The following is a 24871-nucleotide window of genomic DNA, read 5'->3' as shown; positions in this document are numbered from 1 at the left end:
CCAAGATCGACGTCCGGCGCAATAGGCTGGGCGGGTGACGTACATCGACCGGCGCGCCGCACGGGTGCTTCTGATCGACGCCGCCGGGCGCACGCTGCTGCTGCACGGCGGTGACCCGGCCCAGCCCGGGCGGCACTGGTGGCTCGTCCCCGGCGGCGGCCTCGACGAGGGCGAGACGCCCGCTCAGGGGGCCGCGCGGGAGCTGTTCGAGGAGACCGGGCTGCGCGTCGACCCCGCCGACCTCGGCGAGCCCGTGCACAGCGAGGTGACCGAGTTCAGCTTCAACGCCCGGCTGTACCGGCAGGAGCAGGAATACTTCGCCTACTGGCCGCCGGAATGGGTCATCGACGACGCCGGTCACGACGCCGAGGAGCGCCGCAGCATCATCGGGCACCGCTGGTGGTCCGTAGCCGAGATCGAGGCCTCGGACGAGGAGATCTACCCGGTCGGGCTCGCCGATCTGCTGCGGCGGTGCTCGGCTGCGGGCGTACCGTCGGGAGGTCTCTGATGCTCGCCCCGCCGCGTACCGTCGTCCGCCGCGAAGGCGGCCTCTACGCCCTCGAGCGGGCGCTGCAGCGCCGCGGGTTCCGGAACGTGGCCGGCGCCGACGAGGCCGGCCGCGGCGCCTGCGCCGGGCCGCTCGTGGCCGGCGCGGTCATCCTGCCGGAGGGCAAACGCGGCGAGATCGACGAGCTCGCCGACTCCAAGCTGCTCACCCCGGCGGCCCGCGAACGCGTCTACGACGAGGTGGTCAAGCGCGCCCTGACCTGGTCGGTCGTGATCGTCCCGCCCGCCGAGGTCGACGCCCGCGGCCTGCACGTGTGCAACCTGGCCGCGATGCGCCGCGCGCTGGCCTCGCTGACGACCACCCCGGACTACGTGCTCACCGACGGCTTCCCGGTCGACGGCCTCGGCGCCCCCGGCCTCGCGGTCTGGAAGGGCGACCGGGTCGCGGCGTGCGTCGCGGCGGCGAGCGTGCTGGCCAAGGTGACCAGGGACCGGCTGATGGTCGAGCTGGACGGACAGTTCCCGGACTACGGGTTCGCGGTGCACAAGGGGTACATCACCGACGAGCACAGCGCCGCGTTGAGCGCGCACGGGCCGTGCGTGGAGCACCGGTTCTCATACGTGAACGTGGCGGCGGCTTCCGGGCGGGTCAACCGGCCGCCGCGGGCCCGGCGTCCGGCCGCGGCTGCGCCCTCGCTTTTCGACGCACCGTTCGACGGGACGGGCCCGGTTTCCTTCGACGGCTCGGGTGGCGCTTTGCTCGAGGGCTCGGAGGGCGTTTCGCTTGAGGGCTCGGAGGGCGTTTCGCTTGAGGGCTCGGAGGGCGTTTCGCTTGAGGGCTCGGAAGGCGTTTCGCGTCGCGGCTCGGGTGGGGGTTCCGCCGAGCCGCTGATGCTGCGGGCGGCGCTGGAGGGTACCGTCGGCGTGGCGTCGGGCGAGCAGCCTCGGCCGCCGGTGCCGGTGGGGGAAGATGAGGCCATGGAGGGCGAGAAGCGATGAGCGCAGAGGATCTCGAGAAGTACGAGACCGACATGGAGCTGCAGCTCTACCGGGAGTACCGCGACATCGTCCGCCAGTTCTCGTACGTGGTGGAGACGGAACGCCGCTTCTACCTGGCCAACCAGGTGGATCTGCACGTGCGCAACTCGGACGGCGAGGTCTACTTCGAGGTGGAGATGCACGACGCCTGGGTCTGGGACATGTACCGGCCCGCCCGGTTCGTGAAGAACGTCCGCGTGATGACCTTCAAGGACGTCAACGTCGAGGAGCTCGAGAAGCCCGACATCTCGCTGCCGGACGACGCCGGCTTCGGCGGCTGAGAGCTGTCCGGCTTCGGCAGCTTAGGGCTGTCCGGCTTCGGCAGCTTAGGGCTGTCCGGCTCCGGCGGCTGAGGGCTGTCCGGCTCCGGCGGCTGAGGGCTGTCCACAGCCCTTCCGCGGCGCCCGCCCGGATCCGGCACGATGCCGGGCATGGCTCTGCTGCTGTCGCTCCTGCTCTCCCTCGCCGCCACGTGGCCGGTCGCCGGCCCCCACGTGACCCGCCGCTTCGACCCTCCGCCGCAACCGTGGCAGGCCGGTCACCGCGGCGTCGACCTCGAGGCCCCGCCGGGCACCCCGGTCCGGGCGGCGGCCGCGGGCACGATCGTCTTCATCGGCCGCATCGCCGGGCGCGGAGTCGTGAGCATCGCCCATCCGGGTGGCTTGCGCACGACGTACGAACCGGTGTCCGCCGCGCCGCTCCACATCGGCGACCCGGTCCCGGCGGGGGAACAGATCGGCACGCTGAGCCCGGGCCACCTCGGCTGCCCGTCGCAAGCCTGCCTGCATTGGGGCCTGCGGCGCGGTGCTGACTATCTGGATCCGCTGACGCTGCTCGGTGCCGGACGGGTGCGTCTGCTTCCGCTGTGATCCCGAGGCGGGCAGTCCTCGGCCGGGCCCGGCCTCAGGTCTCGATGTCCGGCGGCCGGTCAGGCGCTCGCCTACTCGCTCGCGAGCAGTGCCGGCAGGCGTTCCGCGAGACGGTCGTATTCCTCGGGCCGGTTGTAGACCTGAGCGCTCAGCCGCAGCCACCCTCGGCCACCCCACGCGTTCACCGCCACCTCGGTCGCCAGCTTCTCCGCGATGCGCTGACGCAGCATGGTCGCCTCCGGCTGCGTCGTCGCGGTGCCGGCCGGCAGCGGCAGGATCCGCATCGAGGCCTCCGCCGCGCCGGGGTGCGGCAGGTCGGTGGGCGCGAGGCCGAGGGCCTCGCCGACAACCCGCTGACCGTACGCCGCCAGCGCCGCATTGTGCCGGTGCACGCCCTCCACGCCGAGCGTGCGCATCGTGAACAGCCCGGTGGGAGCGGCGAGCCACGGGGTGTAGTCCAGCGTGCCCTGGAATTCCAGCGACAGCGGGAAACCCGCGTCCTGCTCCCACGACACCGCCAGCGGTTCCATGCGGCGACGCCAGGCGGGCGCCACGACCAGCAGCGCCGTGCCGCGCGGCGCGTACGCCCACTTGTGCAGGTTGCCCACCCAGAAGTCGGCGCCGATGCGATCCACCTCGACCGGCAGCATGCCCGGCACGTGTGCGGCGTCGACGAGCACGGGGATCTCGTGCTCGCGTGCGGCAGCCGCGATCTCCGCCACGGGCAGCACCTTCGCGGTGGGCGACGTCATCTGGTCGACCATGACCAGCTTCGTCTTCCCCGGCCGCAACGCGCCCCGGACCCGCGACACGATCTCGGCGTCCCCGGCGTCCAGGGGCAGCGCCACGGTCCGCGCGGTGGCGCCGTCCCGCCGGCACTGCCGCCGCGTGGCCAGCGCGTTCGAGCCGTACCCGTGATCGGTGAGCAGCACCTCGTCACCCGGCTGCAGCCGCACCGACTGCAGCACCAGCGAAACGCCCGCGGTGGTGTTCGGCACGAGCGCGCTGCCGTCCGGGTCCGCGCCGAGGAACTGCGCCAGATGACGTCGGGTGTGGACCAACCGCTCGATGATCCCCGGCGCCGCGAAGAACGACATCGGATTCCGCTCGACCTCGTCGCGCAGCCGCTGCTGAGCCCGCTGGACACCGATCGGCACGGCCCCGAACGAGCCGTGGTTGAGATAAGCGGTGCCGGGATCGATCGAGAAGAGGAGCCGCGCTCCCGGAATGGGCGGGGGCGGATCTCCGGCGCTCACGCTGCGATCGTACGCGACGGAGGCGTCCGGCCTCGCGAAACTTTCTCTTTTCCCAGGCGGGGCTGCGCTTGCCTCGGCGCGACGTCTTTCCCGGGTGGCGCGGCGGTCTTTCCCGGGCGGGGCTGCGGTTGCCTCGGCGCGACGTCTTCCCCGGGCGGGGCTGCGGCCTGCGTCGGCGCTTCGTCGGCCTTGGCTTTCGGTCGCTGCCGTTCAGGCGCGCGGGTGGGCTTGCTCGAACGCTGCGCGCAGCCGTTCCGTCGACACGTGCGTGTAGATCTGCGTGCTCGACAGCGACGAATGACCCAGCAGGTCCTGCACCGCCCGCAGGTCCGCGCCGCCGTCCAGCAGGTGGGTGGCCGCCGAGTGGCGCAGGTCGTGCGGGCTGGTGTGCGGCAGGCCCGCGGCCAGGGCGGCGGCGCGCACGATGCGGCGTACGACGGTCTGCTGCAGCCGGCCGCCGCGTGCGCCGAGGAACAACGCGTCACCGCTGGTGGCGTGCGCCAGCTTCGGGCGGCCGTGCGCGAGCCAGTCGTCGAGGGCGCGCTGGGCCGGCACGCCGTACGGGACCGCGCGCTCCTTGGCGCCCTTGCCGAACACGCGGACCACCCGTCGCCCCTCGTCGACGTCGGCCATGTCGAGGCCGCAGAGCTCGCTCACCCGTACGCCGGTCGCATAGAGCAGCTCCAGGACCGCTCTGTCGCGTACGCCGTGCGGGTCGGCGGCGGCGACGACCAGCTCGGCCGCCTGCTCGGCGCGCAACACCGACGGCAGATCGCGATGTCCTTTCGGGCTTGCGAGCTGCGCGCCCACATCGGCGGCCGCCAGGCCCTGCCGGTGCGCCCAGGCGGTGAAGATCCGCGCGGCCGCGGCCCGCCGGGCCTGCGACGTGCGCGCGGCGCCGGCGGCCATCCGCTCGGCCAGCCATCCGCGCAGCACGGTGATGTCGAGGTCGCCGGGAGCGCCGCACCCGGCCCGCACGGCATGGTCGAGCAGCGACACCACGTCACCGACGTACGCCCGGACGGTGTGAGCCGACCGGTTCTCCACGCGAGCCAGGTGCAGCCCGAACTCGTCCACCGCCTCCCGCATGGCCGGCGGCAACGCCTCATGGGTCGCGCGGGTGCTCATCGGTGCCTCGCGCGCTTCTGCAGCGCCGTGCCACCGGCGCAGCTGCTCTCCCCGGGCCGCGGACGGTCCTCCGGGGCTGCGTGCGAGGTCATCGGCGTTGCTCCACGTGCCTATGATTCCCCATCAGGCCGGTTCCTTCGCCTCCGCGTGCGCCGGCGTCGGGTGGTGTCCGGCCCGGATGAAAAGGTGACGGGGGATTGACATGGCTTCGACCGCGGGCCGCGCGGCATCGCGCCCACTGCCGGCGGGCCGCGCGCCCGGCTTCCGGCGGGCCGCCCTGGGTGCTTCGGTCGCGCTGATCGCCGCCTTGGTCGCCTGCTCAAGCCCATCGGGTACGCGCAACGAAGGCGCCACGCCGACCGCGGCCTCCAACGACGGCCTGGGTGACGCGCCGGCACCGACCGGCCCGTCCCGCCCCGCTCCTGCCACGACAACAGCGGCGCCGACCGTGGTCACCGAGGCGGCGTTCGCCTCCCCGTCGGGGAACATCGGCTGCTACCTGACCGCGGAGGCGGCCCGGTGCGACATAGCCGAGAAGTCCTGGTCGCCGCCGCCGGCCCCGGCCTCGTGCACCCTCGACTGGGGTTTCGGCGTCACGGTCGGCAGAGCCGGAGAAGCGACCTTCACCTGCGCCGGCGACACGGTCCTCGGCGCGAAGGACGAACTCGAGTACGGTCGCTCGCTCAAAGCGGGCCCGATCCGGTGCGACAGCGAAAGTACGGGCATGCGCTGCGAGAACACCACCACCGGGCACGGGTTCCGGCTTGCGAAGGAAAAGTACGACCTGTTCTGAGACTCGCCGGCCTGCGGTCTTGTCGTACCCCTCTTCTAGGGTCGGACCCATGGCCAGCTGGCACGAGATCGAGAAGGACCACCCGGAGTTCGCCGCCAAGGTGAAGGCCCGCTTCGAGGCGGGCACCAACAAGACCATCGCCACCCTCCGCCGCGACGGCTCACCCCGCATCAGCGGCACCGAGCTGGCATTCGCCGACGGCGAGACGACCTTCGGCTCGATGGGCGCGTCGATGAAACTCCTCGACATCCGCCGAGACCCCCGCATCGCGATCCACAGCCCCACCCTCGAGCCTCCCGCCGACCACCCGGAACAGTGGCCCGGCGACGCCAAGCTCGCGGGCACTGCCGTCGAGATCCCGGCCAAGGAGGAGCATCCCGGAGCGGGCTTCTTCCGCGTCGACATCAGGGAGGTGTCACTGACGTACGTGGGCGACCCGGCCGACCACCTGGTCATCGAATCGTGGGATGCGGCGCACGGCTACCGCCGCCGGACGCGCGAGTAGGGGCGGGGTTCGCGATGCCAGTTGCTTGATCTCGGCCGGCGTTCCTGCTCGGTTTCCTGGGCGGAGATCGGCCCGAGCGCGGGGTCGGGGCTGGGCCGAAGCTCAGGCCGCGCGTGGGGTCGGGCCGGGGCTGAGGCCGCGCGTGGGGTCGGGCCGGGGCTGAGGCCGAGCGTGGGGTTGGGCCGGGGCCCAGGCCGAGCGTGGGGTTGGGCCGGGGCCCAGGCCGAGCGTGGGGTTGGGCCGGGGCCCAGGCCGAGCGTGGGGTTGGGCCGAGCGCGGCTGTCTCGCGCCGCCCCAACGCGAGGGTTCTACTCGCGTTCGCAGGTCGCGTTGCCCCTTTGTGGCACTGCCTCGTGCCGGCTTCAACGCGGGAGCCTGGCTCACGTTCGCTGCTCGCGTCACCCGGCTGTGGTACTCCCTCGCGCCTGGTTCAATCGCGGGTCGCTGGCGTCGACGGCCGCGCGGCTGGCGGGAGTCCGGGCCGCGGGGTGGTCGGTCAGGGGCGGGTGAGCTGCACCCGGTCCGCCGGGTAGACGGTGGTCTGGCCGTCGGCGGCGGTGACCACCAGCACCGGCACCTCTTCGCCCAGACGGTGGGTGCGACGTTCCGCGTCGGTGGGCATGCGGGCGCTCACCTTCTCTCCCCGGCCGAGGGTCACGATTTCGGTGGGCTCGGGTACGCGGACGAACGTGCCACGGGGGCGGTCCACCGTGACGAGGCCTTCGGTGCGGAGCTGACCGATGGCCTGCCGGACCGTGGTGCGGCTGATGCCGTACTCCTGTGCCAGGCGCAGTTCGCTCGGCAGCGGCTCACCCGGGCCCAGCTCGCCGGACTCGATCTGGTTCCGCAACAGATCGGCGAGCTGGCGGAAGACCGCGCGGTCGGCCGAGGGATCGATCATGGCTGACACCGTACGTGGTCACGATGCTCCATAGCATTGTACGTACGACGGGATGTCGGTACTATCTTTGCGCCACGCTGAGAAGGCCGAGCTTGATCGCGTGGTGCAAGGCGGCGGCGGTCGGCGGTTCTCAAGGTCCCGGCCGCCGTCTGCCCATCACCGAATCGTCGTCCGGGAGCGCCGGTGTCGCACAGGGATGACCCGCGGCTTGCAGAACCAGTCGGCGGGCGTGCGGCGGGGCCGTGCCGGGCCGGTGATCTGTCGCGGGCGTTCGGGCGTCGTCCTGCCCCGTTTCGGGAGGACGGGCAGTTGCCCGCGGACCCACCCGCCGGTGCTGATCCCCTGCTCTGGCGCCTGGCATGCGGCCTTCGCCGCGACCATCGCCTCGGACCGGCCGGCCTGTGCGCAACCTGTGGTGGCTGCTGGCCCTGCGTCGCCCGTCAGCTTGCGGACCAGGGTCTTGCTGCCGCGTTCCGTACGGCCTGAGCATCGGGCCACAGCTGGCTGGTCGAGCATCGCGGGTTCCTGGCTCCTCTGCATCCGTCGGGGCTCAGACTCTGTGGACACGTGAGGTCGGCGAGTCGGCTGACCTGCTGGGCTTGCACGAACGCATCACTGCCGGAGGCAGGCCCGTTGCCGGGGGAGCGCTACACGTGACGTGCTCGAGATGCGTGTCGTACGGCGAACGCGCTCCGGAAGGAACGCCTGACTTGCTGACGCTGCTACCGACTTCTCGGAATGCGATCGCTGGTTGGTGTTGCGGTGCCTCGCTGTTTCCGCGGTCAGGGCGGATCCCCGGCCGGCTTGTGATCCGGTACGTAGCGTCCGGACCGAACCCATCCGAGGAATCGGTCCCAGAGATCGGGCGGCGGCAGCCCGCCGTGCGCGCTGTAATCCTCGATCGCCTGCGACAGGTACGCGGACATGTAGATCGTCAGGCTCGACGGGAACCGCTTGAACTCGACCAGCAGCTCCTCTTTGGCCTGAGCGCACGGCCACGGTTGTGCGCAGGCGACGCAATCCCATCGCGGACCGACGCCGACATGAGTGATGGCCGGCCACGGCATGTCCTCGGACGGCTTCACCACGGGCGGCCCCACCGCGCAGCCACTTCGGGCCCGGTGAGCCACTGCCACCGTGAGGACCTTGTTCGCTGAAAGGGCTGTGCATCCCGCGCGGCCGGGGACGAGTGCTCGTAGACGCCGAGGTGCATCCGTCGAGCGAGTCGTCCCGCACTTTCTCGTACGCGCATGGTTGACGCGGCGCGATGTCGCCTGAATGGCTTTCTGTTCTGCCGAGCTGGGACTTTGGATGATCCAGCGTCGCTCGAACTCCCAGAGGCGGACGACGGCAAAGCGGAGCAAGCGCCGTTGCAGTGCCGGGATGGCGGCGCGGTTGAGCGGGCCGTGTTGCGGTGCCGGCTGGGAGGGGTGGACAGTGGCAGAGCTGGGTAGGTCGCCCTCCTTGAGGGTGGCAGGGCGGGAAACCTGTTGAGTGGGGCCGTCTCGTGGCCGTCTTCCCTGCGCGGGATCGCCGTGCACCCGATTGTGTTCCGCCAGGCCGGATTCTCGTACTCCGGAAAGAGGGCCGGGTTGGCCGCGTTCATCGTCATGCCAATCCCCGGTCTGCCCGGAAGGCCTGTGCCGGCGTCAAGCCGCCGGCCCGTCCGATCTGCGCGAACGGCATCGTCGGCGCATTCCACAGCGGTGGCACTTTCGGCCCGTCGGCCAGCCCGCTCGGTGGATCGGTGGCTCGCGATGCGCTGCGCACCCCGCACCGGCTGCCCGCCGCCACCGACACGGCAGGCGGGGTGCTGCCCCGGAGATCGTCCCGCGGCTGACTCGTGCACGAACGCATGGCGTGGGATCGAGGACTCTCGGGCGGGTCTGTGGCGTAGGAGCCTGCCGGCTCGGGCGGCGGAACGGCGATTGGTCCGTACGCCTCAGCCCATACGGCAGTCAGCGGACGTTGTTCGGCCCGTACAGCAGTCAGCGGACCCTTCTCGGCCCGTACAGCAGTCAGCGGACCCTTCTCGGCCGGCACAGCAGTCAGCGGACCCTTCTCGGCCGGCACAGCAGTCAGCGGACGCGCAAGCGCGTCCGCTGAGGTCAGATCATCGAAGGAGTGGCGAGTCCGGGCGCTTTCCGCGGGCGGGGTGCCATGGGTGTGGATGCGGTGCAGGAGTGGAATGGTGCCGTGGCGGGGACGGTGTGCCGGTGGGGTGGTAGGCGAGGCCCGTTGCGGTGCCGGGGTGGAGAGGCCGTGCGGGTGGCGTCTCCACTCGCCGGGAAGGTCGTCGTACGGAGCTTCGTTCGCCGGGGAGAGGGTCGGTGGCGCCATGTGGGGAAACTGCGTAGGCGGCCACGCCGCCGCTGGAGGAATTCCCGGCCGGTCGGCGCGGCCAGACGACGATGCGAGGTCTTCCCGTGCGGCGTTGAGAGAAGAGTTGGTGCGGTCCGGCGGCGTGGCGTAGGCCTGAGAAGCCCCGGCGGGACGGGCGGGGAGGGCGGGCGGTGCCTCGCGGGACCCACCCGGACGTTGTCGCTGGCGGGGGAGCTTTACCGTGGGTTCGCTGTCGCCGGGTCCGTATCCGGTAGGGTGCCGCCGCGTGCTGATGCCGGCGTCTTCGGCCGTTGGCGGACTAGTCAGGCGAGACGACGTCGCCGCGCCGGCGGAACCGGCGGTTGCTCGTGCCAGGATGGCAGCCGGGCGGCGGACGGCCCCGTTCGCCGACGAGCCGGCCGAGCAGGTCGTCGCCGGGGGTGCCGCGGGGCACGGGGCCGGGTGCCCGCAGGCGCAACGGCGCCACAGGCTGCGCCACAGGCGTTTGTGGACGGGTGGATGAAGAGCCTGCTGAGGGCTCCTCTGACGCGGGATAGTCATGCGACAACCCTAGTTGACGGGTAACTAGCTGTCTTTCGCCAAGTTGACCTATGACTAATAGTCATGCGCCTACGGTCGATCATGTGGCTAAGTCGATCCGACTCATGGGCGCGCATGAGATCCGCCTGCGTCTGGGCGGGGTGAGCCGCCAGCGCGCGTACCAGATCACCAGCAGAGCCGATTTCCCCGCGCCGGTAGCGGACCTCAAGCAGGGCAAGGTCTGGCTGGCCGAGGATGTCGAGGCGTGGATGAAGGTCCACCGCCGCGACATCGACGATGCGGAGGCATGACCTGACCAACGCGAAGGAACCACCGCGCGGATAGAGCATCGCGTGGACGGCGCGGAGAAGCCACAGGGTCTCCGCGCGAACGCGGCGTGCCGCGGTGCGAAGGACCACCACGCGCAGAGACCCGGGGAAGCGCACCACACGCGACCTCATGCGCCGACGGCCTTCCTGCCGCTCGGGGCCAGCGCGATCCCGTTGTCCCGCCGTACCACCAGACCTTTCATCTCCAGCAGCGACAGCCGGCGCAGGACAGTGCGCACTCCCAGCCCCGCCTTGATGGCCAACTGTTCCGGCCCCAACGCGCCGCGCCGCGGTACTGCCTCGAGCAGCAGCGCCGATTCCTCGTCCAGGTCGTCGCGGAGGTGGTCGCGGCCGCGAGCCGGCTCAGCCAGGTATTCACCGATCTTCCCGACCTCGTCGAGTACGTGGGCCACGCTCGTCACCAGTCGTGTCTGCGGATATCGGCGCAGCAACTCGTGGCACCCGACCGACATCGCCGACGTGATCGGGCCCGGTACGACCATGGCGTGGCGGTTGAGGGACACCACGCGGCTCATCGTCTGCACCGCACCGCTGCGCGCGGCCGCCTCGACAACCACCGTGCCCGCCGTGGCGGCCGCGATGACGCGGTTGCGGATCAGGAAACGGTGGCGCAGCGGCTCGGCGCCGGGCAGCCATTCGCTCATCAACAGGCCGCTGTCCGCTATCTGCTCGAACATGGCGGCATTGCCCATCGGGTACGGCCGGTCGACACCGCAGGCCAGTACGGCGACCGTACAGCCGCCCGCCGCGAGCGCCGCCCGATGAGCTGCGGCATCGATGCCGAACGCGCCGCCGGACACCACGGTCCACTCCCGTTCGGCGAGCCCGTACCCGAGGTCGCCCGTGACATGCATGCCGTACTGCGTCGCGGCTCGGGCGCCGACGATGGCGACGGAACGCTCGAACGCGTCGTTGAGCGGCCGGCTGCCGCGTACCCATAGACAGAGCGGCGGGCGTACGTCGCGATTGATCCTTCCGGCGACGTCGAGCTCCAGAGTGGCCAGCGATTCGACCCCGACGGGCCACTCGCCGTCGGAGGGCACGACCACCCGCGCCCCGAGCCGGCGGGCCCGCCCCATGGCGATCTCCGCGATCCGGCGGGGATCGCCCAGCCCGGACCGCGTCAGGACCGCCGTACGCAAAGCAGCTTCTGGAATGTCCCCGGCGAGCAGTCGCGAAAGCGTGGCCTCCGCACCATGCGCCTGCACAAGATGCCAGACGATGCGGTTGCCGGGCTCGGCGAGCCACGTGAGCGCCACGCGCGCCAGCCGATCGGCCTCGTCGTCGACGTGCCTGCGGTCAACGTCCGGCTTGCCGGTCAATGGCTTCTCCCATCCTGAGTTGAGCGGCCTCGTCCACGTCGGAGCCGGAGGGCCGGTCGCGGCCGTCCAGGTCGGCGATCGACCAGGCGAGGCGCAAGATCCGGTCGAATCCCCGCGCCGACAGGGACCCGCGTTCCAGGCCGGCGCGCAATGCCTTGGTGTCTTTGGGCGGGAGGCGCCACGGGGGTCTGCGTAGCTGCGGGCCGGGAACCTCGGCGTTGAGTCGCCAACCGTGGGCCGCCCAGCGGGCGGCTGCGGCATCGCGGGCCCTTCTGACGCGAGCGGCCACCTCGGCGGAGGGCTCAGCCGGCGTCTCGCTTGTCATGAGCTGAGCGACGCCGAGCGGCTGCAACCGGATCTGAATGTCGATCCGGTCCATGAGCGGGCCCGACAGCTTGCCGAGGTATCGGCGCCGTGCGATCGCTGAGCATTGGCAATGCTGATCTCCCGCAGGATTCGCGCATGGGCACGGATTCGCTGCGATGACCATCTGCACCTGGGCGGGATATTCGGTGGTACCGCGGGACCGGGCGAGGATCACCCGGCCGCTCTCGAGCGGCTGCCGCAGTGCTTGCAGGGTCAGATATGCGAACTCCGGCGCTTCGTCCAGGAAGAGGACGCCACGGTGAGCCAGCGAGATCGCACCCGGCATGGCCAGGCCCGACCCGCCGCCCACGAGCGCGGCGAGGCTGGCGCTGTGGTGTGGTGCCTGAAACGGTGGCCGCCGGACCAGTTCGGCGTCCGCGGCGAGCACGCCGGCGATCGACTGCAGCGCCGTGACCTCCAGGGCGGACGCGTCGTCCAGCGGTGGAAGGATCGAGGGCAATCGTTCGGCCAGCATCGTCTTGCCGGCGCCGGGCGGTCCGATCATGGCGAGGTGGTGGCCGCCCGCGGCTGCGACCTCCAGGCCGTGCCGGCCGAGATCCTGGCCGGCGATGTCAGCGAGATCGGGTCCGCTCGGCGGTGGCGTGTCCCGAACGGGCGGCCGGTCGAGCAGCGGCCCCTGGCCCTTGATGAACGCGACGAGGCGGTGCAGCGAGTCCACCGCGCCCACCGTCACGCCGGGCACGACGGCGGCCTCCCGCGCGTTCCCGACCGGGACGATCACCCGCGTGATTCCCGCGTCGGCAGCCGCGGCGACCATGGGCAGTACGCCGCGGACCGGGCGTACGGCTCCGTCCAGGCCCAGCTCGCCGAGAACGACGACACCTTCCATCGGCGCCAGGGGCAGCTCGCCCGCTCCGGCCAGCAGGGCGCAGGCGATCGCCAGGTCGAACGCGCTCCCGTGCTTCGGCAGCATGGCCGGTAACAGGTTGACCGTGATGCGTCTGTTGGGCCATACCTGCCCGGAGTTCACCATCGCAGCACGCACCCGATCACGCGCTTCGTGCAGCGCGGTGTCGGGCAGGCCGGTCAGGACCACGGCGGGGAGGCCCGGTGACAGGTCGGCCTCGACCTCGACGAGATGGCCGGCGACGCCCACCAGGCCGACGCAGAGGACTCTGGCGTAGCTCATTCAGAACGCCGCGCGCAGGTGCTCGACCCGGGCCGGTCCCTTCGGATGGGCCACGACCGCCACCACGTCGAAGCGGACCTCTCTCGGGCGCAGGGTCGTCTCCGTGAGCCAGCGGGCGGCGAGCCGGCGCAGGCGCTGGACCTTCGTGGGGTTGATCGCTTCGGCCGGGGTGCCGTACGTGTCGCCGCGGCGGGTTTTCACCTCGCAGAAGACGATGTCGTCGCCGTCGCGGAGGATGAGGTCGATCTCGCCGTCGGCGCAGCGCCAGTTGCGGTCCAGGACCACCAGGCCTTGATCTTGCAGGTGGCGTTCCGCGACGCGTTCCCCGTACGCGCCGACCGCCTGTCTCTCGTTCGTCATGGCGGACACCTTGGCGCAGGTGGGGCCGTGGTGGCCGGCTGCCTGTGGACAGAACGCTACTGTGGATAACCTCTGAGTCACCGTTGTCACGTGATAGGGGCTCAGCGGTGGCACGACGCCTCCGCGTCCCCTACGGTGCGGAGTCGTGGAAGCACATCGCCGGTACGCCGAAGAGCCGGAGCCCAGCTGGTACACGGGGCAGCAGGGCTCGGCCGGGCCGGGGTCGTACGCGGCCCCGGCGCCCGGGTCGAACCCCTACGACTCCGGGGTGCACGAGCGCCCCAGCGGCGCGTTCCGGCTGCCCGAGCAGCGGCCCGCCGATCCGTACGCGAGCCCGTCGGCCTACGCGCCGGCGGATCCATCGACGACCTCCGGCAGCTACGCGACCTCGGCGGCCGACTCGGGGTCGATGCGGATTCCCGTACGCGGGCCCGAATACCCGACCATCCGGCCGACCGGCAGTCCCACCTCCACGGCTGATCCTGCACCCGCGTCGCCCGCCGTCTCCACCGTGACGACGACCACCACGTACGGTGCCGGCGCGCCGCCCAATGCGACCACCGCGCCGTCCGCTCCGGGGGGTGCTGCCTACAACGAGCCGACCAGCATGGTCCCCTTGGCAGGCGGATCACGGCCGGAGCGGGTCTACAACTCGCGCCGTCCGGTCACCGCTGTGATCTTCGCGGCGGTCACCGCTGTGCTGCTCGTTCCCACGCTGCTTCTGCTCGTCCACGTGACCTTCGTGAGCGACCCGGTGGCGCGCGGCGTCGTGCCCGCCGTACTCCTGACTCTTGGTCTTCCGCTCACCGGCGCCGGGATGTACTCCCTCGCCGGGGCCGGTCGCGTCGCCGCCCGTGAGGCGTGGCTGCGTCCGCCGCTGGCGTACCTTCCCATCGGTCTGGTCCTGCTCCTGGCCGCCGGCCTGGCCGTGGCCTGACCGCCGGCCTGGCCGTGGCCTGACCGCCGGCCTGGCCGTGGCCTGACCGCCCGGCCTGCGCCCACCGCAGGCCGGGCCCTGCCGGGCGAGGAGAGGCCGACCCCGCCCGGCGAGGAGAGGTCGGCCTTGCCGGGCGAGGAGGGATCGGCCCCTGCCGGGCGACGAGAGAGGCCGGCGGTGAGTGGCCGGCGGGCGAGAGGCCTGCGGGTGAGAGGGCGCCGGCGAGAGCCGGTCCGGCGAATCGGTCAAACCGGACGCCGATTGCCGTCCCGGGCGGAAACCGGGCCGGCACCCCGCCCGGAAGCGGGCCGTCCGGCGCACGGCGTATGCTAGTCGGCGGCGACCGTCTCGTGCGGTCGACCTCGCGCGCCCTCTGCCACGTGCCGTGCTCGATCAGTGTGGTTTTCGATCATGAGCCGTCAGCGACGGCCCTCCCTGGTCCCGATCTTGTCGGGCCCACCCTGGGCCGGCGACCGGGCGCCAGGACGCCCACCGCCGGTGAGCGTGACAACCAGGGAAAACAGGGAGCAACCCACCATGGCCGTCGTGACCATGCGCCAGCTGCTGGAGAGCGGTGTCCACTTCGGGCACCAGACCCGGCGCTGGAACCCGAAGATGAAGCGCTTCATCTTCACCGAGCGCAACGGTATCTACATCATCGACCTGCGCCAGACCCTCGACTACATCGAGAAGGCCTACGCGTACGTGCGCGACACCGTCGCCGAGGGTGGCCACATCCTCTTCGTCGGCACCAAGAAGCAGGCCCAGGAGGCGATCGCCGAGCAGGCGACCCGCGTCGGCCAGCCGTACGTCAACCACCGCTGGCTGGGCGGCATGCTCACCAACTTCCAGACGGTGTACAAGCGCCTGCAGCGCATGAAGGAGCTCGAGGCTCTGGGTGACCTGAGCGGCACCGCCGCCGGTTACACCAAGAAGGAGACCCTCCAGCTGTTCCGTGAGAAGACCAAGCTCACCAAGACCCTCGGCGGTCTGCGGGACATGACGAAGGTGCCGTCGGCGATCTGGGTCGTCGACACCAAGAAGGAGCACATCGCCGTCGACGAGGCCCGCAAGCTGGGCATCCCGGTCATCGCGGTGCTCGACACCAACTGCGACCCGGACGAGGTCGACTTCCCGATCCCGGGCAACGACGACGCGATCCGTTCCGCCGAGCTGCTGACCAAGGTCGTCGCCGCCGCCGTCGCCGAGGGCCTCATCGCCCGCTCCGGCCGTAACCGGGGCGACGCCGACGCGAAGCCCGAGGCGACCGTCGCCGCCGGCGAGCCGCTGCCCGAGTGGGAGCGGGACCTGTACGAGGGTGCCGAGAAGAAGGCCGCGGACGCGGAGCCGGCGCCTGCCGCCGCCGAGCCCGTCGCGACCGCCGCGGAGTAAGTCCTTCGCCGACGCCGGCCGCCTCAGGTGGCCGGCGTCGCCCGACAGCCAGCGAGACTTCAGAGGATCAGAGAAGAGCCATGGCCAACTACACCGCCGCGGACGTGAAGAAGCTCCGCGACCTCACCGGCGCCGGCATGATGGACTGCAAGAAGGCGCTCGACGAGTCGGACGGTGACTTCGACAAGGCCGTCGAGTTCCTGCGCATCAAGGGCGCCAAGGACGTCGGCAAGCGCGCCGGCCGTACCGCCGCGAACGGCATCGTCAGCCACTCCGGCAAGGCGCTGCTCGAGCTCAACTGCGAGACCGACTTCGTCGCCAAGACCCCCGACTTCGTCGCGCTGGGTCAGCAGCTGGTCGAGCACGGCTCCAAGACCAAGGCCGCGGACGCCGCCGCGCTGCTCGGTTCGAAGCTCGAGGACGGCCGCGCCGTCGCCGACGTGATCCAGGACTTCTCCGCCAAGATCGGCGAGAAGATCGTGGTGAACCGCTTCGCCGAGTTGGACGGCAACGTCGCGGTCTACCTGCACCGCAAGGCCCAGGACCTGCCGCCGCAGGTGGGCGTCCTGGTGCAGTACGCCGGCAAGGACGACGAGGCCGGCATCGACGACGCCCGTGCCGTCGGCATGCAGATCGCCGCGATGCGTCCGAAGTTCCTCACCCGCGACGAGGTTCCCGCCGAGACGGTCGAGAACGAGCGCCGCATCGCCGAGGAGACCGCGCGCGAGGAGGGCAAGCCGGAGCAGGCGCTGCCCAAGATCGTCGAGGGCCGGGTGAACTCCTTCTTCAAGGACTTCGTCCTGCTCGAGCAGCCGTCGGTCACCGACAACAAGAAGACGGTCAAGCAGGTCGCGGCCGAGGCCGGCATCGAGGTCACGCGCTTCGTCCGGTTCGAGGTCGGCCAGGAGTAATCCAGGCGCCAGCGCACTGCGCGGGAGGCCGGGACGCGACATGAGCGCCCGGCCTCCCCGTCACATAAGGTCTCCTGTTAGCGAAGGAAGGGCGGGGTCGGCATGACGATGGTGACCGAGCAGACTGTCGCGGTGGGCGAGGTCCCGGCGCCGCGACCCGATCGGCCCCGGCGGGTCGTCCTCAAGCTCTCCGGCGAGGTCTTCGGCGGCGGCGCGGTCGGCGTCGACCCCGACGTCGTGCAGGGCATCGCCCGGCAGATCGCCACCGTGACCCGTCGCGGCGTACAGGTCGCGGTCGTGGTGGGCGGCGGCAACTTCTTCCGCGGCGCCGAGCTGCAGAAACGCGGCATGGACCGCAACCGCGCCGACTACATGGGCATGCTCGGCACGGTCATGAACTGTCTGGCCCTGCAGGACTTCCTCGAGAAGGAGGGCATCGAGACGCGGGTGCAGACCGCGATCACGATGGCCCAGGTCGCCGAGCCGTACATCCCGCTGCGCGCGATCCGGCACCTCGAGAAGGGCCGCGTGGTGATCTTCGGCGCGGGCGCCGGGATGCCGTACTTCTCCACCGACACGGTCACCGCGCAGCGCGCCCTGGAGATCCACGCGGATCTCGTGCTGATGAGCAAGAACGGCGTGGACGGCGTCTACACCGCGGACCCGCGGACCGACCCCGACGCTCGCAAGATCGACCACATCACCTTCGCCGGCGTGCTGCAGCAGGGCCTGCGCGTCGCCGACCAGGCGGCCTTCAGCCTCTGCGAGGAGAACGGCCTGCCGATGCTCGTCTTCGGGGCCCAGGGTGACGACACGATCGTCCGAGCCGTCAGCGGCGACAAGATCGGTACCTTGATCACCGCCTGATCCCGCGCCACAACCACCATCGGACGCATGACGAGAAGCAAGGAGGCGACGGAGCGGTGATCGATGAGATCCTCTTCGAGGCCGAAGAGAAGATGGAGAGCGCGGTCGAGCACGCCAAGGAGGAGTTCGCCGCGATCCGTACGGGCCGTGCCACGCCGGCGATGTTCTCCAAGATCGTCGTCGACTACTACGGCGCGCCCACCCCGGTGACGCAGATGGCCTCCGTCGGTGTCCCCGAGCCGCGCATGGTGATCGTCAAGCCGTACGACCAGTCGCAGCTCGGCGCGATCGAGCGGGCGATCCGCGACTCGGACCTCGGCGTCAACCCCAACAACGAGGGCACCCAGCTGCGCATCCACCTTCCGCAGATGACGGAGGAGCGGCGCCGCGAGATGATCAAGGTCGCGCGGCACAAGGCCGAGGAGGGCCGCGTGGCGATCCGCAACGTGCGCCGCAAGGCCAAGGAGCAGCTCGACCGCCTCGTCAAGGACGGCGACGCCGGCGAGGACGACGGCCGGCGTGCCGAGAAGGAGCTCGACGACGTGACGCACAAGTATGTCGCCGTCGTCGACGAGCTCGTCAAGCACAAGGAAGCCGAGCTTCTCGAGGTCTGATGTCGTACCTCGAGCCCCGCGGCGGGCATCCCGGCAGCCGGGCGTCTGATCCCTCCGACGCCCCGCCGCCGTACGCCGGGAACCGCCCGCCCGCCGAGGGGCTCACCCCGCCCGCGGCCGGCCGCGGCGCCCCACCGCCGCGAAGCGTGCCGCAGCGGAGCCTGCCGCAGGCCGCGGGACACGAGGGGCCACAGACCGGCCCGATCCGGGGCGGCCACCAGCCCGACCCCACCTGGGCGCATCAGCCGACCGCGCCCACCCCGGTGACCGGGTCGCTGCCGGACCGCGCGGAGCCGCCGTTCCCGGCCGAGCCGGCCTGGGCCGCGCCCACCGCCGCCACCTCGACCTCACAGGCGGAGTGGGAGTTGACCACAGCCGAGACGATCCACCGCGGCCCCGGTAAGCGGCGTGCGGGGCGTGACGGGAGGCCGGTGCCGCAGAAGCAGTCCGGGCGGGCGGGACGTAACCTGCCCGCCGCCATCGCCGTCGGGGCGAGCCTGGTGCTGGTCGTGCTCGCCTCGATGCTGGTCTGGAAGCCGGCGTTCCTCGGCGTGATCGCGCTCGCCTCGGGTGTGGGCATCTGGGAGATGGTCCGCGCCCTCAAGGTCACCGGAGCCCGGCCGCCGCTGATTCCGCTGGTCGGCGGTGGCCTGCTGATGACCGGGCTGGCCTGGTACGAGGGGCCCGACGCGCTCGAGATCGGCCTGCTCGCGACCCTGCTCGCCGCCCTGGTCTGGCGCTTCAGTGAGCACAAGGTGGGATTCCGGCGGGACATGGCCGCGGCCGCGCTCATCGCGGTGTACGTGCCGTTCCTGCTCAGCTTCGGCGTGCTGCTGGTGAAGCCCGACGACGGCCCCGGCCGCGTGCTGTGCGCGCTGCTCGCCGTCGTCCTGTCCGACACCGGCGGGTACGCGGCCGGCGTCTTCTTCGGCAAGCACCCGATGGCGCCCACGATCAGCCCGAAGAAGTCCTGGGAGGGCTTCGCCGGCTCGGTCACCGCCGCGGCGGTCGGCGGCGCACTGCTCGTGTACTTCCTGCTGGACGTACCGTTCTACTGGGGTCTGCTCTTCGGAGCTGTCATCTCCGTCGCCGCGGTCGTCGGCGACCTGGCCGAGTCCATGCTCAAGCGCGACATCGGCATCAAGGACATGAGCAACCTCCTGCCCGGCCACGGCGGGCTCATGGACCGGCTCGACTCGATCCTGTTCGCGGTGCCGGCCGCCTATCTGCTGCTGTCGCTGATCGCGCCGCCGGGGTAGGTGTGCGTGCGCGACGTGGGAGACTGGATACGCCATGACAATTCTTCCGGTCATCCCGACCAGCCCTGACACCCCCGACGCGGTGGCCACGCGGCGTCGCCCCACCATGCCCCCGCGGCACCTGGCCGACCTGGACCTGGCCGGTCGTCGTGCCGCCGTGGCCGACCTGGGCGAGCCCGCCTTCCGCGCCAAGCAGCTCTCCACGCACTACTTCGGCCGGCTCGTGCGCGACCCGGAGGCGATGACCGACCTGCCGGCCGCCGCCCGCGCCCGCCTCGCCGCGGACCTGCTGCCCACCCTGCTCACCCCGCAGCGGGAGCTGGCCTGCGACGACGGCGCCACCCGCAAGACGCTGTGGCGGCTGCACGACGGCGCGCTGGTGGAGAGCGTCCTGATGGGCTACCCCGACCGGATCACCGCCTGCGTCTCCAGCCAGGCCGGTTGCGGCATGGCCTGCCCGTTCTGCGCCACCGGCCAGGCCGGGCTGACCCGCAACCTGTCCGTCGCCGAGATCGTCGACCAGGTGGTCTACCTGGCCGGGGTCGCCGCGTCCGGTGCGGTCACCGGATCCCCGCCGCGGCTGTCCCGGGTCGTCTTCATGGGCATGGGCGAGCCGCTGGCCAACTACCCCCGGGTGATCCAGGCCGTACGCCGCCTCACCGCGCCGGCGCCGGAGGGCCTCGGCCTGTCACAACGGCACATCACCGTCTCCACCGTGGGCCTGGTGCCCGCAATGCGCCGGTTGATCGCCGAAGAGCTGTCAGTGACCCTTGCGTTGTCCCTGCACGCCCCCGATGATGATCTGCGCGATGAGCTAGTGCCTGTCAACCAGCGTTGGAAGGTGGCCGAGGTGCTCGATGCCGCGTTCGACTACGCGGCGCAGACCGGTCGTCGGATCTCCATCGAATACGCCCTGATCAGGGACGTAAACGATCAGCCCTGGCGTGCCGACCTGCTTGGCAGGCTCCTGCACGGCAAGCTGGCGCATGTGAACCTGATCCCGCTCAACCCGACGCCGGGCAGCAAGTGGGACGCCAGCCCCAAGCCGGTCGAGCGCGAGTTCGTCCGCCGGCTGCGGGAGGCGGGCGTCGCCACCACGGTCCGGGACACCCGGGGCCGGGAGATCGACGGTGCGTGCGGCCAGCTGGCCGCAAGCGAGCTGACGGTGGTGGACGCTGGGGGCGCCGCCGCCCACGCGGAGGTGGCACGATGACTGGGCTCAGATCCCAGCGGACGCGAATTTGGGAGACGTTGTGACGAGTCAGGGGCAGCGTTTCCGCCGTCGCGCACTGCGCCGCGGCTACAAGGTGGACGAGGTGGACGCCTTCCTCGACCGGGTGGAGGCCACCCTCGCCGGCGAGCAGGTCGGCGCGCCTGTCGGCGCCCAGGAGGTGCACGACGTCGTCTTCCGCGTGCGCTTCGGCGGGTACGACGAGTGGCAGGTCGACCTGCACCTCGACCGGGTCGAGCGGCAGCTGGCCGAGTTCGAGGAGCGCGGCGGTGGCGGGGCCGGCCGCGCCGAGGCCCGCATGCAGCCCGAGCCGATGCGCGGGGGCATGCCGCCCGAGCGCATGGGCGACCGGATGAGCCAGGCGCTGGGCCGCGGCGCCCCGCCCACCGAACGTCTCCCCGCCCCGGTCCGCGACGACCGCCAGTACGCCCGCGACGACCAGTACGCCCGCGACGACCAGTACGCGCGTGACGACCAGTACGGCGCCCACGACCCGTACCTGCACGAGGAGCGGATGCAGCCGCAGCAGATGCCGCAGCGGCAGCAGATGCCGGGCCCCGACCCGTACGGGCGCTACGACGAGCCGGGCTACGGCCAGCAGCCGCCGCAGCGCCCCCAGGGCCCGCAGGGCTACGACACCGGCGGCTACGAGCAGTTCGAGCCGGGCCGGCACGGCAAGGCCGACATGACCGCGGAGATCCGCATGCCCGAGCGGGACCGGGGCGGCTTCGGCGGCCCGGCCCCCATGAGCGCGCCCCCGATGAGCGGCCCCCCGATGAGCGGCCCGCCGATGGGTGGCCCGCCCATGGGTGGCCCCCCGCAGATGGGCGGCGGCCAGGGCGGCAGCCCGGAGCTCTACCGGGTGGACCAGCTGCGCCGCACGTTCCAGCCGCGCCGCTTCGGCAGCGGGTACGACCCGGTGCAGGTGGACCGTCTCTTCGAGAGCATCCTGCAGGCGATGACCGGGCGCGGCCCGATGCCGGTGCCCGAGAACGAACTCGACACGCTGCAGTTCGGGCTGGTTCCCGGCGGCTACTTCGAGGCCGAGGTCGACGCGGCGCTGCGCGAGGTCAAGGACATCCTGCTCCGCGGCCGCTGACCCCGAAGCAACGCGGCCCGGGAGCAACGCGGCCCGGGAGCAACGCGGCCCGGGAGCAACGCCGCCCGGGAGCCGCGGCCCCGAAGCAACGCAGCTTGCAGCAACGCGAAACGGCCCGCTTCCCGGTGAGGGAGGCGGGCCGTTCGGCGAAGCGGGAGGCTACTGGTTGTTCGCCTTCAGGCCGTTGCGGCGCAGCACCGCATCGGCGAGAACGACCCCCACCAGCAGCACGGCCAGACCGATCAGCCAGACGTTCTCGGTGTTGCCCTCGTGGTTGCCCCACAAGTAGAGCAGCAGGATCCCGGCCGATCCGATGGCGCCCCGGCGGGCCCACTTGCGGTTGCCCGGCTTGAGCTGGTCAGGCGCGTAAACCGGCTCTTCTGCCACGACTCGGTCCTCCTGCTGCACGGGTACGAACGTCAAGGTCAGTGTCGCACGGCGGCTCCGCGCGCGGCTCACCAACCCGTACCCGGTACCTTCGATGCCGTCGGAAACGTCGGACGAGGGAGCGAGACGGTGCGGATCACGGGCACTGGGCATGCCAGCATGCGGATCGACACGGGCGCGGGCAGCATCCTGTGCGACCCCTGGGTCAACCCGGCGTACTTCGCGTCGTGGTTCCCGTTCCCGGACAACTCCCTGCTGGACTGGGAGACGCTGGGCGACTGCGACTACCTGTACGTCTCCCACCTGCACCGGGACCACTTCGACGCCGAGCACCTCAAGCACTTCGTGTCCAAGAAGGCGACGGTGCTCCTCCCCGAGTATCCGACCAGCCAGCTCGAGGACGAGCTGCGCGACCTGGGCTTCACGAGCTTCCTCAAGACCAAGAGCAACGAGGTGCACGAGCTCGACGGCGGCCTCAAGGTCATGATCCAGGCGCTGATCAGCCCCACCGACGGCCCGATCGGCGACTCCTCGCTCTGGGTGGAGTACGACGGCGTCCGGCTGCTCAACCAGAACGACGCCCGCCCCACCGACCTTTCCGTCTTCGCCGAGCTGGGCCACGTGCACGCGCACATGCTGCAGTTCTCCGGCGCCATCTGGTATCCGATGGTCTACGAGCTGCCCACCGCCGCGAAGACCGCGTTCGGCAAGCAGAAGCGCGAACGGCAGTTCGACCGGACCTGGCGCTACATCGACGACCTCAAGGCCGACCACGTCTTCCCGATCGCCGGCCCGCCGTGCTTCCTCGACGACGAGCTGTGGCAGTTCAACGACATCTTCGGCGACGAGGGCAACATCTTCCCCGACCAGTCGGTGTTCCAGTCGGAGTACGCGAAGGTCGGCGGCACCAACGGCGTGATCCTGCTGCCGGGCAGCGTCTCCGACATCACCGCCGCGGGCGACATCACGACGACCCACCCCACCGACGTCGACGAGTTCTTCGCCAACAAGAAGGCCCACCTCGAGGAGATGCGCGAGCGCAAGGCGCCGATCATCGCCGCCGAGAAGGCCTCCTGGCGGCACCCGGAGATCGACGTGCTGGGTGAGCTGAAGAAGCGCATCGAGCCGCTGCTCGAGGAGTCGATCTACCTGGCGAAGGGCGTCGGCGGCCCGGTCCGCTTCGACCTGGTCAGCTATGACGGCGAGGCGGTCGAGTCGATCGTCGTCGACTTCCCCGGCAAGCAGGTCCGGCCGTACGCCGACGAGAAGGTCCGCTACCGCTTCCGCACCCAGCGCGAGCTGATCGAGCACCTCATCTTCATCGACGAGGGCGACTGGGTGAACTCCCTGTTCCTCTCCTGCCGCTTCACCGCCGCACGCATCGGCCAGTACAACGAGTTCGTCTACGCGTTCTTCAAGTGCCTCAGCGAGGAGCGCCTCCAGTACGCCGAAGGCTGGTACGACGAGCACGAGAAGACGGTCGAGGCCGAGGACACCCAGCTCGGTGACTGGACGGTCCAGCGCCGTTGCCCCCACCTGAAGGCGGACCTCAGCCGCTTCGGCATCGTGGACGGCAACGTGCTCACCTGCCAGCTGCACGGATGGAAGTTCGACCTGCCGAGCGGGCGGTGCCTCACCAGCGTCGGCCACAAGATCCGCGCGGAGAAGACAGCTTCCTGATCAAGATCAAAATCAAAATCAAGAGCTTCATGTCGTAGCTCGGTGGGTGGTGCAGACCGCAACTCCCGTCGAGGCCGGGGCCGGGGCCCAGCATGCGCTGGCCCTGGCCCCTTCATTCTGGGTGAGTGGCAGCCGGCCCCGGCGCGGGAGGCGCCGCCGCCGGGCGTCGAGAGCGACGAGAAGCTGGAGCTGCTCTCCGTCGTCGGCGCCCGGACCGTGACCCGGTAACCTTCGTCGCGATGGACGACCGTGACCTTCCCGCCGCCCGTGACCTCGCCGTCGACCTGGCTGTCCGCGCCGGCCGCTTGCAGCTGGAGCGGCGCGACACCCTGCGGATGGGCGCCCCCAAGGCGCACGTCAACGACGTCGTCTCCGACGTCGACATCGCCAGCGAGCGCCTCATCGTCGACGGGATCGTCGCGGCCTGGCCCGGCGACGCCGTCCAGGCCGAGGAGGGGCACGGCCGGACCGGCTCGAGCGGTTGGTCGTGGATCGTCGACCCGCTCGACGGCACCCGCAACTACGTGAGCCGCACCGGTCCGTGGTCCGTCTGCATCGCGCTGTACCACGACGACCGGGCCCGGGCGGCGGTCGTGCACGACCCGGCGGCCGGTGAGACGTTCAGCGCCGTCGACGGGGGCGGCGCCCTGCTCAACGGCGAGCCGATCACCGCGCCGGGTGGGCGGCAGCTGCACGAGGCGCTCGTCGGTGTGAGTTTCCAGCCGAATCCGGCGACCAAGGAGCGCGCCGGCCGGGTGATCCGGGAGCTGCTCCCGAAGTCGGGCGACATCCGCCGGGTCCCGGCGGCGCTGAACCTGGTGTACCAGGCCGCCGGCCGGCTCGACGGCGGTCTGGCGCTGGACACGAACCTGTGGGACATCGCCGCAGGCGCCCTGATCGCCCGGGAGGCCGGTGTCGTGCTCGGTGGGCACGGCCCGGACTTCTCCACCGAGCTGACGATCGGCGCGGCGCCGTCGCTGTGGCCCGCGCTGTCCGAGCTGGTCCGGGCAGTCGCCTGAGGCCGGCCCGACCCGGCTGAGCGGTATGGCGAGGCAGCCCACGCCGCCGCGCCAGGGCCGGCCCGCCG

At 71.3% G+C, this 24871-nt stretch carries 25 protein-coding genes; 17 read left to right on the top strand and 8 right to left on the bottom strand.

The features are described 5' to 3' along the window. Positions 1–34 precede the first annotated feature (34 nt). The 4 genes from AB0K03_RS30750 to AB0K03_RS30735 all read left to right on the top strand — a co-directional run bounded on the left by AB0K03_RS30750 (position 35) and on the right by AB0K03_RS30735 (position 2414). Positions 35–508, top strand: coding sequence for an NUDIX domain-containing protein (locus AB0K03_RS30750; RefSeq protein WP_364691937.1), 474 nt, complete (start codon positions 35–37; stop codon positions 506–508). Beyond that, positions 508–1506 carry a ribonuclease HII gene (locus AB0K03_RS30745; protein WP_364691935.1) on the top strand — a complete coding sequence of 333 codons (999 nt, stop codon included), beginning with the start codon at positions 508–510 and terminating at the stop codon, positions 1504–1506. Before AB0K03_RS30750 ends, AB0K03_RS30745 begins: the two co-directional genes overlap by 1 nt. Beyond that, positions 1503–1826, top strand: coding sequence for a DUF2469 domain-containing protein (locus AB0K03_RS30740; RefSeq protein WP_364691932.1), 324 nt, complete (start codon positions 1503–1505; stop codon positions 1824–1826). The genes AB0K03_RS30745 and AB0K03_RS30740 overlap by 4 nt, the downstream gene beginning before the upstream one ends. Positions 1827–1967: 141 nt before the next feature. Then, positions 1968–2414, top strand: coding sequence for a M23 family metallopeptidase (locus tag AB0K03_RS30735; protein WP_364691929.1), 447 nt, complete (start codon positions 1968–1970; stop codon positions 2412–2414). 71 nt (positions 2415–2485) lie between these two features. Here AB0K03_RS30735 and AB0K03_RS30730 read toward each other — a convergent pair whose 3' ends face one another. Continuing rightward, positions 2486–3670 (bottom strand): aminotransferase class V-fold PLP-dependent enzyme, encoded by a 1185-nt coding sequence (locus tag AB0K03_RS30730; RefSeq protein ID WP_364691926.1) that lies wholly within the window; start codon positions 3668–3670, stop codon positions 2486–2488. Positions 3671–3880: 210 nt separating this feature from the next. Further along, positions 3881–4798 carry a tyrosine recombinase XerC gene (locus AB0K03_RS30725; RefSeq protein WP_364691924.1) on the bottom strand — a complete coding sequence of 306 codons (918 nt, stop codon included), beginning with the start codon at positions 4796–4798 and terminating at the stop codon, positions 3881–3883. Between the two features lie 202 nt (positions 4799–5000). On the opposite strand from AB0K03_RS30725, the gene AB0K03_RS30720 reads away from it, so the two are divergent. Both AB0K03_RS30720 and AB0K03_RS30715 read left to right on the top strand, forming a co-directional pair. Beyond that, positions 5001–5591, top strand: coding sequence for a DUF6636 domain-containing protein (locus AB0K03_RS30720; RefSeq protein WP_364691921.1), 591 nt, complete (start codon positions 5001–5003; stop codon positions 5589–5591). A 49-nt stretch (positions 5592–5640) separates the two neighbouring features. Further along, positions 5641–6096, top strand: coding sequence for a pyridoxamine 5'-phosphate oxidase family protein (locus AB0K03_RS30715; RefSeq protein ID WP_364691918.1), 456 nt, complete (start codon positions 5641–5643; stop codon positions 6094–6096). A gap of 496 nt (positions 6097–6592) precedes the next feature. Here the strand turns inward: AB0K03_RS30715 and AB0K03_RS30710 are convergent, their stop codons facing one another. Together AB0K03_RS30710 and AB0K03_RS30705 are read right to left on the bottom strand one after the other, a co-directional pair. After that, positions 6593–6997, bottom strand: coding sequence for a winged helix-turn-helix domain-containing protein (locus AB0K03_RS30710; protein WP_364691915.1), 405 nt, complete (start codon positions 6995–6997; stop codon positions 6593–6595). A 782-nt stretch (positions 6998–7779) separates the two neighbouring features. Continuing rightward, complete coding sequence (locus AB0K03_RS30705; protein ID WP_364691912.1) at positions 7780–8085, bottom strand: hypothetical protein; 306 nt, start codon at positions 8083–8085, stop codon at positions 7780–7782. Between the two features lie 1899 nt (positions 8086–9984). Here AB0K03_RS30705 and AB0K03_RS30700 point away from each other — a divergent pair. After that, positions 9985–10170, top strand: a complete 186-nt coding sequence (locus AB0K03_RS30700; protein WP_364692056.1) for a DNA-binding protein — start codon at positions 9985–9987, stop codon at positions 10168–10170. Positions 10171–10316: 146 nt separating this feature from the next. Here AB0K03_RS30700 and AB0K03_RS30695 read toward each other — a convergent pair whose 3' ends face one another. Genes AB0K03_RS30695 through AB0K03_RS30685 form a run of 3 tightly spaced genes read right to left on the bottom strand, consistent with a single transcriptional unit; the run spans position 10317 to position 13407 of the window. After that, positions 10317–11531 (bottom strand): DNA-processing protein DprA, encoded by a 1215-nt coding sequence (locus AB0K03_RS30695; protein WP_364691909.1) that lies wholly within the window; start codon positions 11529–11531, stop codon positions 10317–10319. Further along, entirely contained in the window at positions 11509–13047 is a 1539-nt protein-coding gene (locus AB0K03_RS30690) for a YifB family Mg chelatase-like AAA ATPase (protein WP_364691906.1), read from the bottom strand. The genes AB0K03_RS30695 and AB0K03_RS30690 overlap by 23 nt, the downstream gene beginning before the upstream one ends. Then, the gene (locus AB0K03_RS30685) at positions 13048–13407 is read right to left on the bottom strand and encodes a YraN family protein (protein WP_364691903.1); all 360 of its coding nucleotides are present in this window, start codon (positions 13405–13407) and stop codon (positions 13048–13050) included. A 145-nt stretch (positions 13408–13552) separates the two neighbouring features. Here AB0K03_RS30685 and AB0K03_RS30680 point away from each other — a divergent pair, with 145 nt between their 5' ends. The 8 genes from AB0K03_RS30680 (at position 13553) to AB0K03_RS30645 (ending at position 21717) form a co-directional block, all read left to right on the top strand. Continuing rightward, the gene (locus AB0K03_RS30680) at positions 13553–14344 is read left to right on the top strand and encodes a hypothetical protein (protein ID WP_364691900.1); all 792 of its coding nucleotides are present in this window, start codon (positions 13553–13555) and stop codon (positions 14342–14344) included. Between the two features lie 537 nt (positions 14345–14881). Continuing rightward, positions 14882–15736 (top strand): 30S ribosomal protein S2, encoded by an 855-nt coding sequence (gene rpsB / locus AB0K03_RS30675; protein WP_364691897.1) that lies wholly within the window; start codon positions 14882–14884, stop codon positions 15734–15736. Positions 15737–15816: 80 nt separating this feature from the next. Next, the gene (gene tsf, locus AB0K03_RS30670) at positions 15817–16647 is read left to right on the top strand and encodes a translation elongation factor Ts (RefSeq protein ID WP_364691894.1); all 831 of its coding nucleotides are present in this window, start codon (positions 15817–15819) and stop codon (positions 16645–16647) included. A gap of 111 nt (positions 16648–16758) precedes the next feature. Continuing rightward, a complete protein-coding gene (pyrH, locus tag AB0K03_RS30665) occupies positions 16759–17514 on the top strand; it encodes a UMP kinase (protein ID WP_364692053.1) in 756 nt (251 codons plus the stop codon). Positions 17515–17570: 56 nt separating this feature from the next. Continuing rightward, positions 17571–18128, top strand: a complete 558-nt coding sequence (gene frr, locus AB0K03_RS30660) for a ribosome recycling factor (RefSeq protein ID WP_364691891.1) — start codon at positions 17571–17573, stop codon at positions 18126–18128. Further along, entirely contained in the window at positions 18128–19387 is a 1260-nt protein-coding gene (locus tag AB0K03_RS30655; protein WP_364691888.1) for a phosphatidate cytidylyltransferase, read from the top strand. The genes frr and AB0K03_RS30655 overlap by 1 nt, the downstream gene beginning before the upstream one ends. Positions 19388–19421: 34 nt before the next feature. After that, positions 19422–20600 carry a 23S rRNA (adenine(2503)-C(2))-methyltransferase RlmN gene (rlmN, locus tag AB0K03_RS30650; protein WP_364691885.1) on the top strand — a complete coding sequence of 393 codons (1179 nt, stop codon included), beginning with the start codon at positions 19422–19424 and terminating at the stop codon, positions 20598–20600. Between the two features lie 40 nt (positions 20601–20640). Next, entirely contained in the window at positions 20641–21717 is a 1077-nt protein-coding gene (locus AB0K03_RS30645; protein ID WP_364691883.1) for a DivIVA domain-containing protein, read from the top strand. 159 nt (positions 21718–21876) lie between these two features. Here the strand turns inward: AB0K03_RS30645 and AB0K03_RS30640 are convergent, their stop codons facing one another. Next, positions 21877–22104, bottom strand: a complete 228-nt coding sequence (locus tag AB0K03_RS30640; RefSeq protein ID WP_364691880.1) for a DUF2631 domain-containing protein — start codon at positions 22102–22104, stop codon at positions 21877–21879. Positions 22105–22233: 129 nt separating this feature from the next. Between AB0K03_RS30640 and AB0K03_RS30635 the strand changes: the two genes are divergently transcribed. After that, positions 22234–23784, top strand: coding sequence for a Rieske 2Fe-2S domain-containing protein (locus tag AB0K03_RS30635; RefSeq protein ID WP_364691877.1), 1551 nt, complete (start codon positions 22234–22236; stop codon positions 23782–23784). Between the two features lie 239 nt (positions 23785–24023). Next, entirely contained in the window at positions 24024–24803 is a 780-nt protein-coding gene (locus tag AB0K03_RS30630) for an inositol monophosphatase family protein (protein ID WP_364691874.1), read from the top strand. The last annotated feature ends 68 nt before the right edge of the window (positions 24804–24871 follow it).

Source organism: Actinoplanes sp. NPDC049316, from assembly GCF_040677315.1.
Classification (GTDB): domain Bacteria; phylum Actinomycetota; class Actinomycetes; order Mycobacteriales; family Micromonosporaceae; genus Actinoplanes.
Note: the sequence above shows the minus strand (reverse complement) of the source record. Positions and strands in the feature narration are given on the sequence as shown.